The following is a 14308-nucleotide window of genomic DNA, read 5'->3' on the forward strand; positions in this document are numbered from 1 at the left end:
ACCGCGCCTTCGGCATGCCCGCGACCCCCGCCAGGCGGTCTGGACCGAGCCTTGCGCGGGCCCTCCCGAACCGGCCGCCGCAGGCCCCGCCCGCGGCCGGAGCCCTCGCCGGGTCGTTCCCCCGCCCCTGACGGGGAAGACCCGCCACAAGCAGATGCGCGAGCGCTCCGGGGAACCGCTCGGCCCGGACGAGAACTGAGCACGAGGAGAACAACGATGTCCCACCCCGCCCATGAGACGTTCCGCGCCGCCCGTGACTTCCTGCTGGAGCACCGCGAGGACTACCAGACCGCCTACCGCGACTTCTCCTGGCCCGAGCTGGAGGAGTTCAACTGGGCGCTGGACTGGTTCGACGTGATCGCCGAGGGCAACGACCGCACCGCGCTGTGGATCGTGGAGGAGGACGGCTCCGAAGAGCGCCTGTCATTCGCCGAGTTGTCGGCCCGCTCCGCCCGGGTGGCCAACTGGCTGCGCGAACGCGGCGTCCGCCGCGGCGACCGCATCGTGCTGATGCTCGGCAACCAGCGGGAGCTGTGGGAGACCACCTTGGCGGCCATCAAGCTCGGCGCCGTGCTGATCCCCGCCACCACCCTGCTCACCCCCGCCGACCTGCGCGACCGGGTGGAACGCGGCGGCGCCCGCCACGTGATCGTCTCCTCCGCGCAGACCGGCAAGTTCGACGACGTCCCCGGCGACTACACCCGCATCGCGGTGGGCGAGGCGGTGCCCGGCTGGCACCAGTTCGCCGACGCCTACACCGCCAGTGCCGACTACCGGCCCGACCGCCCCACCAAGGCCACCGACCCGCTGCTGCTGTACTTCACCTCCGGCACCACGGCCCGCCCCAAGCTGGTGGAGCACACCCACGTCTCCTACCCGGTCGGGCACCTGTCGACCATGTACTGGATCGGCCTGGAACCCGGCGACGTCCACCTGAACATCTCCTCGCCGGGCTGGGCCAAGCACGCCTGGAGCAACGTCTTCGCCCCCTGGAACGCCGAGGCGACGGTGTTCGTGTTCAACTACACCCGCTTCGACGCCGACCGGCTGCTGACCGAGCTGGACCGCTGCCAGGTGACCAGCCTGTGCGCCCCGCCGACGGTGTGGCGCATGCTGATCCAGACCGACCTGGGACGGCTGAAGAACCCGCCGCGCAAGGTGGTCGGCGCCGGCGAGCCGCTCAACCCCGAGATCATCGAGCAGGTGCGGCGGGCCTGGGGGGTGACCATCCGGGACGGGTTCGGTCAGACCGAGACCACCGTGCAGGTCGCCAACACCCCCGGCCAGCCCCTCAAGCCCGGCTCGATGGGGCGGCCCGTGCCCGGATACGCCGTCGAGCTGATCGACATGGTCACCGGCGAGCCCGCCCAGGAGGGCGAGATCTGCCTGGACCTGTCCCGCCGCCCGCTGGGCCTGATGGCCGGCTACCACGGCGACCCCGAGCGCACCGCCGATGTGATGGGCGACGGCTACTACCACACCGGCGACATCGCCTCCCGCGATGAGGACGGCTACCTGACCTACGTGGGCCGGGCCGACGATGTGTTCAAGGCCTCCGACTACCGGATCTCCCCGTTCGAGCTGGAGAGCGTCCTGCTGGAGCACGAGGCGGTCGCCGAGGCGGCGGTGGTGCCCGCCCCCGACCCGGTGCGCCTGGCCGTCCCCAAGGCCTATGTGGTGCTGGCCGCCGGGTGGCCGGCCGACGAGAAGACCGCCGCCGAGATCTTCCGCCACTCCCGTGAGAACCTGGCCCCCTACAAGCGGGTGCGCCGCCTGGAGTTCGCCGAGCTGCCCAAGACCGTCTCGGGCAAGATCCGCCGCGTCGAGCTGCGCGCCCGGGCGGCCGGGCAGGGGCCGTCCGGCCGCGAATACCGGGAGGAGGACCTGCGCGTCGACTGACCGGCTCCTCGGCCCATCGGCGCAGGCGGCCCGGGACGCGCACCCATGGCTGCGCCGAGAAGCTTGAGAGCACGTGCCGAAGAGTGCTCGGCGGATCGCTCGGGGCGGGTCAGGAGGTCTGGCGGGCGGCCTTCCGGTCGAGCTCGACCCAGACCTCCTCCCGCCACACCCGCAGCGATCTGGGCGCCTCCACGCCGATCCGGACGGAGTTCCCGGAGATCTGGAGCACCTGGACGACGATGTCGTCGCCCAACATGATCCTCTCGCCCGGCTTGCGGGACAGGACGAGCACAACGCCTCCTCGGGTGACCGGCGGGAAAGGGGTTCCTGCCCGTCCCCGGTCATGGGACGGGCAGATGATTCATTCAACTGCATTCCAGTGGCCTTGACGGGGAAAACCGGTTGCCATCTCCGTGCCGTCTTGCGGGCGGATAAGACGACGGGCCTTTCCGCACGCCGCCTCCGCAGGCGGCAGCGGGAAGCCCGGGCCGGGGGCGTTTTCACGACCAGGGGGAAGATCCGGCCCTCCCGAGGCCGGGCGTTGGAATAACGTGCAATCCACCGCAAGCGCCGGTCAAATTCCCCGGCGCGGGGCAGAAGATTTATCGGCCGTTCCCCAAGACGGCGGAAAATCGTCACCCCCGTGCCATTGTCGCCGTTTCAGCCGATTGCGTGTCCGGTAGAACCCGGTCGAGCGCCGCGGCAGAGCCGCCGGCGGCGCGAACGCGTCCGCACACAGGCCCGGGAACGGGGGGACGGAGTGGCCATGACGACGGCGATAACGCGTCAGCCGGAACAGCGAGAGGCCGACATCGCAGGCTACGGCGATGCGCTGCAGCAGCCGGCCAGGGCCGGGCGCAGTCACGCCCATCTGGTCCGCGGGCTGGCCGGCGTCCCCAGGTCCACCCTGTATGAGGGGCGGTTCGGGCGGATGTTCCGGAACCTGCCGCCGTTCGTGCCGGGGGACGACCAGATCGCCGCCATAGCCGCGGCGATGGTCGAACAGGACCCGGCGAACCCCGCCCGCGACAACGAGGCGATCCCGGCCGGCTACACCTACCTGGGACAGTTCATCGACCACGACCTGACCTTCGACCCGCAATCCAGCCTGGAACGGGAGAACGACCCCGATGCGCTGACCAATTTCCGCTCGCCCGGTTTCGACCTCGACAGCGTCTACGGCCGGGGCCCGATCGACCAGCCCTATCTGTACGACGAGCGCCGGCCCGCCGGGCGTTTCCTGATCGGCGAGCACGACGATGTGCTGGATCTGCCGCGCAATGTGCAGCAGACCGCCATCATCGGCGATCCGCGCAATGACGAGAACATCTTCGTCAGCCAGCTGCACCTGACCATGATGTTGTTCCACAACCGGGTCCTGGAGCGGCTGGCCGACTTCCCCGAGGCCGCCCCGCGCGCCGGGGAGGACGCCTTCACCGCCGCCCAGCGCGTCGTGCGCTGGCACTACCAGTGGATGGTCGTCCACGACTTCCTGCGCCGCATCGTCGGCGGCGAGACCCTCGGCGAGGTGCTGCGGCGCGAACCGCTGGTGCCCGGCGGGCGGCCCGTCGAACAAGTCCGCCTGCGGTTCTTCCACTGGCGGGAGCGGCCGTTCATGCCGGTGGAGTTCTCCGTCGCCGCCTACCGCTTCGGCCACTCCATGGTCCGGGCCCGCTACCGGCTCAACTCCACCGTGCCCGCGCTGCCGATCTTCACCTCCGACCCGGTGGAGACCGACCCGCTGGGGCACTTCGGCGGCTTCCGCGCCCTGCCGGCCGGCTGGCAGGTCGAGTGGCGGCGCTTCTTCGACATCGACAAGGAGACCGACCAGCCGCCGCAGCTCAGCCGCCGGATCGACACCAAGGTCGCACCGCCGCTGAATGAGCTGCCGCCGGAAGAGGCACCGGGAATGGCCTCGCTGATCCGCCGCAACCTCACCCGCGGCGCCCGGCTGGGCCTGCCCTCCGGCCAGGACGTCGCCCGCGCCATGGGCGCCGACCCGCTGACCGACGCCGAACTGGCCCTGCCGCAAAAGGGCCCGGCGCCGCTGTGGTACTACGTGCTGCGCGAGGCCGAGCTGCGCGCCGACGGCCGCCACCTCGGCCCGGTCGGCGGACGCATCGTCGCCGAGGTGTTCTGCGGCCTGCTGGCCGCCGACCCCACCTCTTATCTGTCCTGTGACCCCGGCTGGCGGCCGTTCCTGCCCTCGGCCGTCCCGGACGACTTCACCATGGCCGACCTGATCAAGTTCACCGGCTTCGGCATCTGACCCCGGCCAGGCTCCGCCCGCACGGCCGCACCGGCATCACGAAGGCACCGCGTGCGCCACCCTCTGCGGCACGACCCCACACGCAGGCGGGCGGAGCCTTTCTCCTTTGCCCGGACCGCCGCCGGGGCTTCGCAGAAGGGACGCCCGGTCCTCAGCCCGCGGCGCGGACGGCCTTGAGGAAGGAGACGATCAGTTCGGGGTCCTTGACGCCGCGGCTTTTCTCCACACCGCTGGAGACGTCCACCCCCCACGGCCGGGCGGCTTCGATGGCGCTTTGGACGTTGTGCGGAGTCAGGCCACCGGCCAGCAGCCAGCGCTCCCCCGACGGCAGGGGACGGCCGCCGTCCCACCGCCAGGTCGTGCCCGAGCCCGGCACGGCCGAGTCCAGCAGCAGGATGTCCTCGCCGAACTCGCCGCAGCGCGGCACGGGCTCACGGTAGGCGGTGCCGCGGATCAAAGTGCGCCCCTCCCGGGCGAGAGCGGCGTAGTGGTCGGGGCCCTCCTCCCCGTGCAGCTGGATCGCGCGGATGCCGGTGGCCTCGGCCAGTGCCCGCACCTGGGAGACGGGCTGGTTGCGGAACACCCCGACCGTCAGCACGTGCTCCGGCACCCGCCGCGCCAGCCGCCGCGCGGTGTCGGCATCGACCCGGCGGGGGCTTTCGGCGAAGACGAACCCCACGGCGTCGGCCCCCGCCTCGACGGCGGTGTCCACGTCCCGTTCGGTCCGCAGCCCGCACACCTTCACGAACACTGGTCCCCCTCGTTTTCAACGGTCGGTCAGGGCCAGTTGTACCCCGAGCCCGACGAACGCGGCGGCGAAGGTGCGGCGCATCCACGCCATCACCTTGGGCCGGGAGATGACATGGTCGCGCACCGCGGCCGCGAACGCACCGTAACCGGTGAAGACCACGAACGTCATCGCCATGAACACCGCCGACAGCGTCAGCATGTGCGTCAGCCAGTGCGGCGAGCCGGCGGGCGCGAACTGCGGCAGGAACGCCAGGAAGAAGATCGACAGCTTCGGGTTGAGCAGGTTGATCGAGATCGCGGTGCCGACGATCCGCCGGGCCGACTGCCGCTGCTGCTGCCGCCCGGCCTCCACCCGCAGCGTCCCGTGCTCGCGCAGCGTCTGCCAGGCCAGATACAGCAGGTAGGCCACGCCCAGGTACTTGAGGGTCTGGAAGGCCAGGGCGCTGGTGTGCAGCACGGCCGCCAGCCCCATGACGGCGGCCGCCAGGTGGGGGACGATCCCCAGCGTGCAGCCGAAGGCGGCCACCACGCTGCTGCGGAACCCCCGTCCCAGCCCGGTGGCCAGCGTGTAGATGGCCCCGGTCCCGGGGGAGGCGATGACGATGAACGAGGTGATCAGGAATTCAGGGCTCACGGTCTGGGCTCTTTCTCCGGCGCGGCGGAGGGGAGCAAGGTCCCGGCGCCGGGCTGTCGGGATACTGCTTTTTCCGGTGGCTCGGTGTCCTTCGCGGCGGTCGCAGGTCACCGCTCCAGGCGGCGCTCGCTGGGGCCGATCATCATCGACCTGGCCACCTGCGCCCCGAGCGCTTTCAGACCGGCCTGCGGCTCGGCTTCCAGATCCGCCAGGTCCCGCCCGGCCGAGGCATGGTGCGCCTCGGCGACGATCAGCGCGCGCTCGGTCCGGGCGGAGACCGCCGGCGGCGCGCTCTGCCGGAACGTCCAGCGCCGCGAGTGCGCGTTGCCGTCGGGATCGGCGAAGATGATCTCTCCTGCCGCCGGATGCTCCACCGCTCCCCGAAAGGTCAGGCAGCGCTCCGAGCCGCCGGCCGGCCGGACGGTGATCCCGCCGGGGATCCCGGCCCGGTCGAGCACGGCGATCGGGATCCCGAACGCCATCGAAGCGAAGTTGAGGTAGTCGACCAGAGGGCGCGGTTCCGGCAGGCTCCCGTCCTTGCGGTAACGCCGCAGCAGCGCTTCCGAAGCACACCGGTACTGCGTCGGCTTCAGCCCCATCCGGGAGAACGCCTCGCGCCAGGCGGCGATCTCCGGCATCCCGGACTCGGGACCGGAGGCCAGGCGCCGTTGACGGCGGCGGCCAGTTCCCGCAGCCGCGGCTCGTCGGGCCGGACGCCGAGCACGCCGTCGACCACCACGGCGAGCGCCCGCAGGTTCGGATGCGCGGCCCAGACCGTGTCGGCGTGGGTGAAGTACATGGTGCCGTCCAAAAGGTCGGTGGTCCGGTGCTCTTTATAGATAGGCCCGTTCTCTCTCCCGCTGCATCCCTTTGACCGGCTTGGGTCATGTCACGGCGGGCTCACCCGGTGAGCTCGGCCTCCAGCTTGGCGAGCTGCTCGTCGTAGATCCGCTGGAGCCCTTTGGGCGCAAAAGCGCGCTCGAAGAACCCTCCGATGCCGCCCGCCCCGTTCCACGTCGTCACGATCCGCACCCGGGCGCCTCCCGCCGCCGGGGACACCGTCCACGTGGTGACCATGGAGGAGTTGGCGTCCCGCTCCACCAGGGTGCTGCCGTCCGGGACGCTGACCGACATCAGGCAGTCGCGCACGCGCTTGCTGGTCGCCGCCAGCTTCCAGTGCACCTTCGTCCCCTCGCCCCGGCCGCCTTCGCGCACCTCGTATTCACTGAAGTGATCGGTCAGGATCCTCGGCCGCGTCCCGTGGTAGTCGCCGATCGCCGCGAACACCTTTTCCGCGTCGGCGCCGATCGTCTTCTCCGCGGTGACAGTGATCTGAGCCATGCCCTCATCCTCGCACCCGAAGGCGTGTGAAACCCGGCGAGGTCACTCCCGGGCGGGAGGAACGGCGACCGCGCGCAGGTGCATGACCACTTCGGCCGACCCGGACCCCAGCCGGCGCGCCCAAGAGGAATTGATGCGCTCCATCGCCGTGCTCGAAACCAGATCCGCGGCCGTGATACGCCAGCCCAGCGCGGCCAGCCGATCCGACAGCACATCGCGTGCGTACTCGGGCGTCAGCTCCGGCAGGTCGCGGATCTCCAACGGCACGGGATCACGCCAGATGCTGGTGCCCACCGTGACGTCGACAGTGGCCCCGGCCTTGGCCACCGCCCGCAGCCCCCCGCACACGTCCGCCTCACCGAGGACGACGCCGCGCAGCAGCTTCCCCCACGGCATCAGCACCAGCAGCTCATCGGCCAGGCCCACCAGCTCCTGCGGGGGCTCTTCGATGACGGCGCTCACCAGGACGAGATTGGACACCCCGCCCTTGGCGGGCTTGCGGCGGCTGCGCACGGCGGTGGGCACCATCCGCCGCCAGGCCGGATCCAGCCCGATCACCAGCCAGTCCGGCCGTTCCCTGGCGATCCGGTAGGCGGTGCGGGCGTCCCCGGTGCCCACGTCGATGAGCACGCGGCCGGCCGCCTGCCGCATGGCCTGCAGCTCGCCGGCGTCCATCGTGCCCAGGGAACTTCCCTTGAGAACCCGCATCCCCCGCCAATCCCCGTCAGCGCCCGTCCGGTGAACCGGCGTCCATGATCTCGTAGATCCTGCGCCGGGAGACGCCGAGCGGACGCAGCGCCTGACTCACCGTCCGCGGCGCCACCCCCGCCGAGGCCAGCGCCCGCACCAGGCCCTCCAGCGCCACGACCTCGCCACCGCCGGACGGGGCGAGCACCACGGTGGCCTCCTCGCCCGGCAGCCGCCCCACCGCGTCCGCGGCTTGAGCGGCCTCCACCCAGGTCATCTTGGTGCCCACATCAAGCCGTCCGTCCGGGACGGCGACCTGCCGCCGGGGAGCGGCGGCGGCCACCGTCTCCAGCACCGCACCGGCCTCCTCCAGCGGCACCGTGAACACCGCGGGCACGGAGGCCGCCTGCAGCAGACCGCCGATCTCAGAACGCCGCACCGATCGACGAGACACCCGCCCCAGCCACAGCGCAGGCGCCGGAGGAAGCCCCGCGGCCAGCAACGACTCCACCGGCCCGGAACCGGCGACCGCGATCCGCGCACCATGGGCGGCCGCACCCGTAAGCCATGCGGCGACCTGGGGCGGCATCACCTCCAGCGTCCCGGGAACGGTGACGGCGACCACCACACCGTCGTCCTCGAGCAACGCCCCGGCATCCGGAACGGCCCCGGAACCCAGGCGCACAGCGTGATCGGCGTTCCTCCACAACAGTCCCACCCGCCCGGCCGGAACCGGCGAACCGTCCCGGCCGACCAACACCAGCGGCTCGGCGGGCTCGACTTCGGCGACGCTCAACGTCACCTCCGCCTCCGCATCGGCGAGCACCGCCACCATCTCCGCCGGCAGCTCCGCCGCCGTCAGCGTCGCCCCCACCGCCAGCGTGTCCGGGTCGGTGAACAAGCTGCGCCGCACCACCAGCCGCTCACTCACCCGGTGCGCCGGATTGACCACCGCCTCACCAGAGACCTCCTGCCCACCCGCCCGCACCGTGAGCCGAACCCGCCCGCGCAGCAACCCGAGCGAGTCCGGATCGAACCGCGCCTCGACTCCGACCACACAAGTGGCGCGCTCCGTCACGACCGCCTCGCGGGTGAACTCCAAGGTCTTGCCATGAGTCGCCCGGATCAGGGGATGACCACGAGCCCGCACGACCACCCGCCGGGTCACCCACACCCCCGCGTTCCCACCTGCATAGCGGCCACGCTACCAACGCGCTACCAGGCAGCACCCCCACCGACGCCCGGCACCCCGGCCCACCACTCCCGAAGCATGAAGCACGCCTCGCGTCCGCACCACCACGAAGCGCCACTGCCGAACGACCTGTTCTGCCCCCTTCACTGCGGCCATAGACCCTTACACGCAAGGCACAGCCGCATGCACGAAACAGCCCCCTCTACCTGCGTTTCCGCCAGCGGAAGGAGCTTCCTCATGTCTAAGCGGCGCCCCCGGCAGGATTCGAACCTGCGACACACGGTTTGGGAATCGAGCGGTCGTTCCACCCTCGTCGGCGCTCTCACCTGCCCGAACATCCTCGCCGGGTGCAACCTGGACGCTTTCCATCCCGCGCATATCCCGCGACGGCCGAAGGCCTCTTCAGGGCCTCAGCTTTCGGCAATCGCTCGGCGTCCTCGGCCTTCATCCTTGTCAGTTCGTCCCGCCCCAAGGTCATCAACACCTGTGGTGCCGCTGGCCGGCCGTTGACGGCCCCGTCCCGGTGCGTCGCTGTCGCCGTCAGCGTTGCCGCCACCGCTGTCGGCGGGGATAGGTCCGGAGTGCTCGTCCGTGCGGACGGTCAGCAGGTGGGACAGACGGCATCGCGCGGACGGGCGCTCCGGGGCGCAGGGGGTCTGGGGGACGGCGCAGTCCCCCAGAGGGGAGCTCGCTCAAGTCGGCGGCACGATGCCCGCCGGCGGGCTACCGTGCTCGTGATGGTTCCTGCTCCCGTCGCGCTGGTTTGCGCGTTCTACCAGGGCGGATGCACAACCGGCGGTCCGCTGCAAAATCGGGCCGTATCCGGTGGGCTTCCGTCCCTGTGGCCTGCGGCTTTACCCTGGGGTCCTCATCACCCCTCGGAGGGATCGCAACCTGGCGAGCCGCGCCAACAGGTCCTCAGGGATGGGCGTCCTCATCACCCCTCGGAGGGATCGCAACCAGTACCCGCAGCACGTCTCCGGCATGTCCGTCACGTCCTCATCACCCCTCGGAGGGATCGCAACCCTGGCGGACCCAAGCAGCCGCGGTGCGCGCCCTGGTCCTCATCACCCCTCGGAGGGATCGCAACGCCTCTTGGCCCGGCCCGTGTCCGCCAGTGCCACGTCCTCATCACCCCTCGGAGGGATCGCAACGGGTTCCTGGAGTCTTGGCAGAGCCCGGACCGGAGCGTCCTCATCACCCCTCAGGGAGACGCGACCTGGCCTTGACGGCGTGGGTGGTGTGGTCGCGGGCAGCCACATCGCTCTTATGAGGAGCGGTTGTGTTGCGGCGGGAGTTCTAATCGGCTTTGGGCGTTGTCCGGCCCGGCGAGGTCGGCGGGCCGGAGCGGCGGCGCGTAGCGCCGCCGCTCTTGATGTCAATGAGCTGAATTCGGCAACTCCAAAGGCCAAGTAGACGTCTAGAACTGGGCACGGTGCTGGATGCGCACTTTTCTGATTACCGTGAGTTGGCTGGGGTCTATCCTGATCGCTATCGCTCTGATCTCGCCTTCTCCCTGCACAACCTCGGTGTTACCTTCTCGAAGCTGGGGCGCCATGATGAGGCGACTAACGTCTGGTTGGAAGCTGAAGCTCTCCGTGAGGGCTCCTAGTCCTTCTGAAAAAACAGCCGGCTAGGCCAGGGGCGACCTGTGGAGGTTGCTGCCTGGCTCAGGTGAACCGTCCCTACCCACTGACGTGGGCGGGCTTGAGCTTGTGCAGAACTTCTAGTCGAGAACGAAGGTCCTCCTACTTCAGCTCATGGAGGATGTGCTCGCGGCTCTCTTGGATGAGGGTGGTCACTTGATCGGTGAGGTTGGGGGTGGTGGCGATGGTGGCGGTGGAGGTGAGGGTGTGGTCAGTGCCGTCGGTGTCGATGACGGCGGCTCCGGCTTCGCGGGCGATGAGGACGCCGGCGGCGGTGTCCCAGGGTTTGTTGGACAGCATGATGGCGGCGTCCAGTTTGCCGTCGGCGACCCAGGCCAGGTCGAGGGCGGCGGAGCCGAGCATGCGGATGCGTTGGACGCGGGCGGCCAGGCGTTCGGTGAGGGCCAGGCGGAGGCGGTTTTCGGTTTCGGCGCCTTCGCCCACGGCGTAGTCGCCTAGGGCGACGATGGCGTCTTTGAGGTCGGTGGTCATGCTGACCTGGAGGCGGCGGTCTGCCTGGTAGGCGCCGATGCCGTGGGCGGCGTGGTAGCGGGTGCCCAGGAAGGGCAGGTCGATGACGCCGACGATGGGGCGGCCCTGGTGCAGGAGGGCCAGGGAGATGCCGCACAGGGGGAGGTTGCGGACGTAGTTGGCGGTGCCGTCCACGGGGTCGAGGACCCACATGAGGTCGCCGGTGCCGCGTTTTCCTTCTTCTTCACCGAGGAAGGCGATGTCGGGGGTTTGGGTGCGTAGGTGGTCGCGGACGGCGCGTTCTATGGCGTAGTCGACTTCGGAGGCCATGTCGCGGTCGCCTTTGGCGGTGAGCAGGCCCGGGACGCGGGTGCGCATCAGGTCACTGGCGAGGGCGACGGCTTCCAAAGCGGTGGGGAGCAGCGATGCCGGCGCGGGCGTGCTGGTCATAGGGGTGTGCTCCGTTCCCACAGAGAGGTGAAGATCTGCTCGAACGTGGCGTACAGGCCGTTACCCGATGGCCGGCGTTCGATGATGAAGGTGGGGGAGTCCACTCCGCGGGCCTGCGGCAGGTAGGGCTGCATGATGCAGGTCTGGTCGTTGATGAGGGTGATGTTGAAGCGGACGGTCTCGTCGTAGACGGCGATCTCCAGGCGTTCGGCGGCCTCGGGCGGCAGCCGTTTGCGGAGTCGGGTGAGGACTTCGATGTTGAGGCGGGTGAGGGTGACCAGGTGGTGATCGGTGTAACCCTCCTCCTGCTCGCGGGCCTGGATGGCCTGGCCATCGGGGTCCAGGAACAAGCATTGCAGGGTCGTGCCGCCCTCGATCAACTGGTATAGGCGCTGGTCGGGGTACTGCTGGCAGAGCAGGTTGAGGGACAGGCCGGCGGCGCGGATGCTCTTGGCGCCGTCGAACAGAGTGTGCGTGGGGCGGGCGAAGGTGAACTCTGCGCGGGTGGGGAAGATGGCGGTCACGTCCGCATAGCCTTCGGCGCTGATGCGGTCGGCGTGGCCGTCCAGGTCGGTGCGCTCGACGGCGGGTGGTTGGCTGCGCTGGTTGAGGACGTCCGGCGGGCATGGGGCGAACAGTTGCTCAACCGTCCAGTCGGGGAACATGGCGCCCAGGACCCGGTAGTAGTCGGTGTTGGGTGGTCGTTTGAGCCGACCGGTGATCCAGCGGTGAAACTGGGCGCGGCTGGGTGGGGCGTCTACTAGACGGGGATCAACTCTGCGCGCGACTTTGTTGTATTCGGCGCAAAACATTCCATATCGGAGCAATTGTCGTTCTTGTGGGAGCACATGAAGCAGGATCGGCGTGGGGGACACCGGACGTTCCTTTCTCGCCTCTGAAAAGCAGGCTGATCCGGATCAGGCTGCGACATGAGACAAACATGAGACAGTCGCGGGATACAGACGTCCAAGACGACTGATTCGCAGCATCGAGATGCGACACGAGCTGGGCGGATGCTCGTGCCATGGCAAGCGAGGGGATCAGCAGAGAACAGGAGCTGCGGCTCCTGGGCGCGTTGCGGGATGCGCTCGCGCGGCTGGGTCTCGGGGCTGAGATCAGTGAAGGGGTGGCGGGCCTGGCGATCGGGACGGCCATTCCGGGTGTGTACGTGTGGGTGTTCGTCAGTGCCTCCGGGCGGGTCTTCACCTGGCGGCGGGGCGACAGCAAGCACCCCACCACGGACGTGATGGGCGCGGCGGCTGAGATCGCCAAGTACGTGAGCTTGCAGAACGGCTATGCCAACGGAACGGCGGCGATCACCGGTGAATAACGGACAGGCCAAGCAGGATTCGCCGTGCCGGGGGCGTGGCTGGAAGTGGGTGTCGGCGAGCCGAGGGCTGCTGGTGTGGCGGGGGCGCGGCGGTGGACCGGGACCGGAGCGTAAGCGGACGCCGTGTTCATGGTGCTCGCCTTCTCAGCGAGCTGAAGCGGCGTGATGGGCTGCGGGGCCGGTGGCGTGGCAGGTGGCCGGGCGCGGCACAGGGCCTCTTCCTGACCGGATCGTCCAGGGGAGGGAAAGACGGTCACCTTGCCGTGTCGTCGGTCCCGCGTCAAAGACGAGTCGGGAGCGGGACCTTGGGTTTTGAACGAGAGCGATTCAAGGCTGCGAACGTGGCCGGGACGTTCGGGCCTCGCCGGGGGCACCTGGCCGCGTTGGATGCCGAGCTGTGCCGGCGGCCCGGTCTGCTGTGTGGGCTGGTCGAACGGGACGGGCTGCGGGTGCTGCGGGTCATAAGGCAGGGAGCGGCGTCACACGCGGTCGAAGTGAGCTGCCGGGAAGAAGCCGGCGGCTGGGTGTTCACCTGGGCCGACACCGGAGGCGAAATCGGCCCGGTCGGCGATCCGGAGGCGGTGGCCGACCGGGTGACCGCAGCCCTGACCGGACGGGTGGTCCGATGACTGCGGCGGCCACGAGCCCGAGCAAGCCGTCCCCTCCTGCCGCTGCCATCGGCCCGGGTGGCCGGGTGAGGCCGGTTGCGGGGGATGTGGCGGTGCAGAAGTGGTATCTGCAGGCAGTGGTCCGGGTGTATGGGCCTTGGACGGTCTCCCAGACGATCAGCGCGCGGGAACGGGCGCTGGCGATCCGGCGGGTCCGCCACGCCACCGATGCCCTGGCCGACCTGGACGCCCGGTTCCCGGGTACCGCGTCGGGAACCGGGCGGGCAGAGGTGCATGACCACAGTGGGATGGTTCCGGTGACGCGGGACTGCCCACTGGCCTGCCTGGGCCTGTCGCGGCATGCGGCCAACCCGCTGCGGTCCCACCTGAGGGACAGGGTGACGGTGGGCCAGGTGCTGCGGCTGTGGGAAGACAACGAACTCCAACACGTTCGTGGGCTGGGGCCGCGGCGGATCGGGGAGATCACCACGGCACTGATCGCGGCAGGGTTCGTTCTGACCCCTCACAGCCACGGCTGACCGCCCAGCACCGAGGGCGTGTTCTAGTGGTGTTGAGGCGAGCCGGTTGCTTGGGGCGGAGTCGGGGGAGCGCGAGGTACTCGGGCTGTTGAGTGATCAGGTGGTCTTTATGACCGGGCGGTGGCACTTTCGTCTTCGCTGTCACCGTCCTGCGGGCACACCTGAAGGAGTTCGGCACGGCTCCCGATGGCCGGCTGTTCGCCACCTCGACCGGTGGTGTGATTCCCGCTTCCACGCTGTCGCGGGTCTGGGAGGAGGCGCGCAGGATCGGCCTGTCGCCCGAACAGCAGCTCTCGCCGCTGGCCGGCCGTCCCTACGATCTGCGGCACGCTTGCGCGACGCTGCTTCTGAACTCCGGTGTCCCGCCCAAGGAGGCGGCTCGGCGGCTGGGCCACAGCGTCGATGTGCTGTGGAAGGTCTACGCGGGCTGCATGGACGGGGATGAGGAGCGGATCAACCGGCTGATCGAACGGGCGTTGGCGGCGTGAGCGG

Annotated in this window: 15 protein-coding genes and 1 CRISPR repeat array; of the genes, 6 read left to right on the forward strand and 9 right to left on the reverse strand. The window is 69.9% G+C overall.

Features of this window, described 5'->3' with window-relative positions; genetic code table 11:
• Positions 1–216: 216 nt before the first annotated feature.
• Entirely contained in the window at positions 217–1899 is a 1683-nt protein-coding gene (locus tag TCUR_RS04335) for an AMP-binding protein (protein WP_012851257.1), read from the forward strand.
• Between the two features lie 109 nt (positions 1900–2008).
• On the opposite strand, the gene csrA is transcribed toward TCUR_RS04335, so the two are convergent.
• Positions 2009–2191 carry a carbon storage regulator CsrA gene (gene csrA / locus TCUR_RS04340; RefSeq protein ID WP_012851258.1) on the reverse strand — a complete coding sequence of 61 codons (183 nt, stop codon included), beginning with the start codon at positions 2189–2191 and terminating at the stop codon, positions 2009–2011.
• 474 nt (positions 2192–2665) lie between these two features.
• Here csrA and TCUR_RS04345 point away from each other — a divergent pair, with 474 nt between their 5' ends.
• Positions 2666–4168 (forward strand): peroxidase family protein, encoded by a 1503-nt coding sequence (locus tag TCUR_RS04345; RefSeq protein WP_012851259.1) that lies wholly within the window; start codon positions 2666–2668, stop codon positions 4166–4168.
• Between the two features lie 151 nt (positions 4169–4319).
• On the opposite strand, the gene TCUR_RS04350 is transcribed toward TCUR_RS04345, so the two are convergent.
• The 8 genes from TCUR_RS04350 to TCUR_RS04385 form a co-directional block, all read right to left on the reverse strand.
• A complete protein-coding gene (locus TCUR_RS04350; RefSeq protein WP_012851260.1) occupies positions 4320–4919 on the reverse strand; it encodes a phosphoribosylanthranilate isomerase in 600 nt (199 codons plus the stop codon).
• A gap of 15 nt (positions 4920–4934) precedes the next feature.
• Positions 4935–5552 (reverse strand): LysE family translocator, encoded by a 618-nt coding sequence (locus tag TCUR_RS04355; protein WP_012851261.1) that lies wholly within the window; start codon positions 5550–5552, stop codon positions 4935–4937.
• 107 nt (positions 5553–5659) lie between these two features.
• A complete protein-coding gene (locus tag TCUR_RS04360) occupies positions 5660–6190 on the reverse strand; it encodes a B3/B4 domain-containing protein (protein ID WP_086014593.1) in 531 nt (176 codons plus the stop codon).
• A 262-nt stretch (positions 6191–6452) separates the two neighbouring features.
• Complete coding sequence (locus TCUR_RS04365) at positions 6453–6893, reverse strand: SRPBCC family protein (RefSeq protein WP_012851262.1); 441 nt, start codon at positions 6891–6893, stop codon at positions 6453–6455.
• 42 nt (positions 6894–6935) lie between these two features.
• On the reverse strand, positions 6936–7601 hold the full coding sequence (locus TCUR_RS04370) for an rRNA methyltransferase (protein ID WP_012851263.1): 666 nt from the start codon (positions 7599–7601) through the stop codon (positions 6936–6938).
• Between the two features lie 16 nt (positions 7602–7617).
• Complete coding sequence (locus TCUR_RS04375) at positions 7618–8754, reverse strand: DUF371 domain-containing protein (protein ID WP_012851264.1); 1137 nt, start codon at positions 8752–8754, stop codon at positions 7618–7620.
• 882 nt (positions 8755–9636) lie between these two features.
• Positions 9637–9926: direct repeats of the CRISPR family, unit length 30 nt; unit sequence GTCCTCATCACCCCTCGGAGGGATCGCAAC.
• A 594-nt stretch (positions 9927–10520) separates the two neighbouring features.
• Positions 10521–11339 carry an inositol monophosphatase family protein gene (locus TCUR_RS04380; protein ID WP_012851265.1) on the reverse strand — a complete coding sequence of 273 codons (819 nt, stop codon included), beginning with the start codon at positions 11337–11339 and terminating at the stop codon, positions 10521–10523.
• Entirely contained in the window at positions 11336–12151 is an 816-nt protein-coding gene (locus tag TCUR_RS04385) for a DUF5919 domain-containing protein (protein ID WP_217265449.1), read from the reverse strand. Before TCUR_RS04385 ends, TCUR_RS04380 begins: the two co-directional genes overlap by 4 nt.
• Before the next feature lie 212 nt (positions 12152–12363).
• Here TCUR_RS04385 and TCUR_RS04390 point away from each other — a divergent pair, with 212 nt between their 5' ends.
• The 4 genes from TCUR_RS04390 to TCUR_RS04405 all read left to right on the forward strand — a co-directional run bounded on the left by TCUR_RS04390 (position 12364) and on the right by TCUR_RS04405 (position 14304).
• Positions 12364–12669, forward strand: a complete 306-nt coding sequence (locus TCUR_RS04390) for a hypothetical protein (protein ID WP_012851267.1) — start codon at positions 12364–12366, stop codon at positions 12667–12669.
• Between the two features lie 341 nt (positions 12670–13010).
• Positions 13011–13298, forward strand: coding sequence for a hypothetical protein (locus tag TCUR_RS04395; protein ID WP_245536973.1), 288 nt, complete (start codon positions 13011–13013; stop codon positions 13296–13298).
• Between the two features lie 92 nt (positions 13299–13390).
• Positions 13391–13816: a hypothetical protein gene (locus TCUR_RS04400; RefSeq protein ID WP_012851269.1), complete on the forward strand. Its 426-nt coding sequence runs from the start codon at positions 13391–13393 to the stop codon at positions 13814–13816.
• A 194-nt stretch (positions 13817–14010) separates the two neighbouring features.
• The gene (locus TCUR_RS04405; protein WP_281055200.1) at positions 14011–14304 is read left to right on the forward strand and encodes a tyrosine-type recombinase/integrase; all 294 of its coding nucleotides are present in this window, start codon (positions 14011–14013) and stop codon (positions 14302–14304) included.
• Positions 14305–14308: the final 4 nt, after the last annotated feature.

Origin of the sequence: Thermomonospora curvata DSM 43183 (assembly GCF_000024385.1) — a bacterium.
Lineage (GTDB): Bacteria > Actinomycetota > Actinomycetes > Streptosporangiales > Streptosporangiaceae > Thermomonospora > Thermomonospora curvata.

What these genes read in the sequence shown, in the direction of transcription:
- TCUR_RS04365 (WP_012851262.1), bottom strand. Translation starts at nt 6,893, where the DNA reads ATGGCTCAGATCACTGTCACCGCGGAGAAGACGATCGGCGCCGACGCG.
- TCUR_RS04345 (WP_012851259.1), top strand. Translation starts at nt 2,666, where the DNA reads ATGACGACGGCGATAACGCGTCAGCCGGAACAGCGAGAGGCCGACATC.
- TCUR_RS04335 (WP_012851257.1), top strand. Translation starts at nt 217, where the DNA reads ATGTCCCACCCCGCCCATGAGACGTTCCGCGCCGCCCGTGACTTCCTG.
- TCUR_RS04390 (WP_012851267.1), top strand. Translation starts at nt 12,364, where the DNA reads ATGGCAAGCGAGGGGATCAGCAGAGAACAGGAGCTGCGGCTCCTGGGC.
- TCUR_RS04380 (WP_012851265.1), bottom strand. Translation starts at nt 11,339, where the DNA reads ATGACCAGCACGCCCGCGCCGGCATCGCTGCTCCCCACCGCTTTGGAA.
- TCUR_RS04385 (WP_217265449.1), bottom strand. Translation starts at nt 12,151, where the DNA reads ATGTTTTGCGCCGAATACAACAAAGTCGCGCGCAGAGTTGATCCCCGT.
- TCUR_RS04370 (WP_012851263.1), bottom strand. Translation starts at nt 7,601, where the DNA reads ATGCGGGTTCTCAAGGGAAGTTCCCTGGGCACGATGGACGCCGGCGAG.
- TCUR_RS04360 (WP_086014593.1), bottom strand. Translation starts at nt 6,190, where the DNA reads ATGCCGGAGATCGCCGCCTGGCGCGAGGCGTTCTCCCGGATGGGGCTG.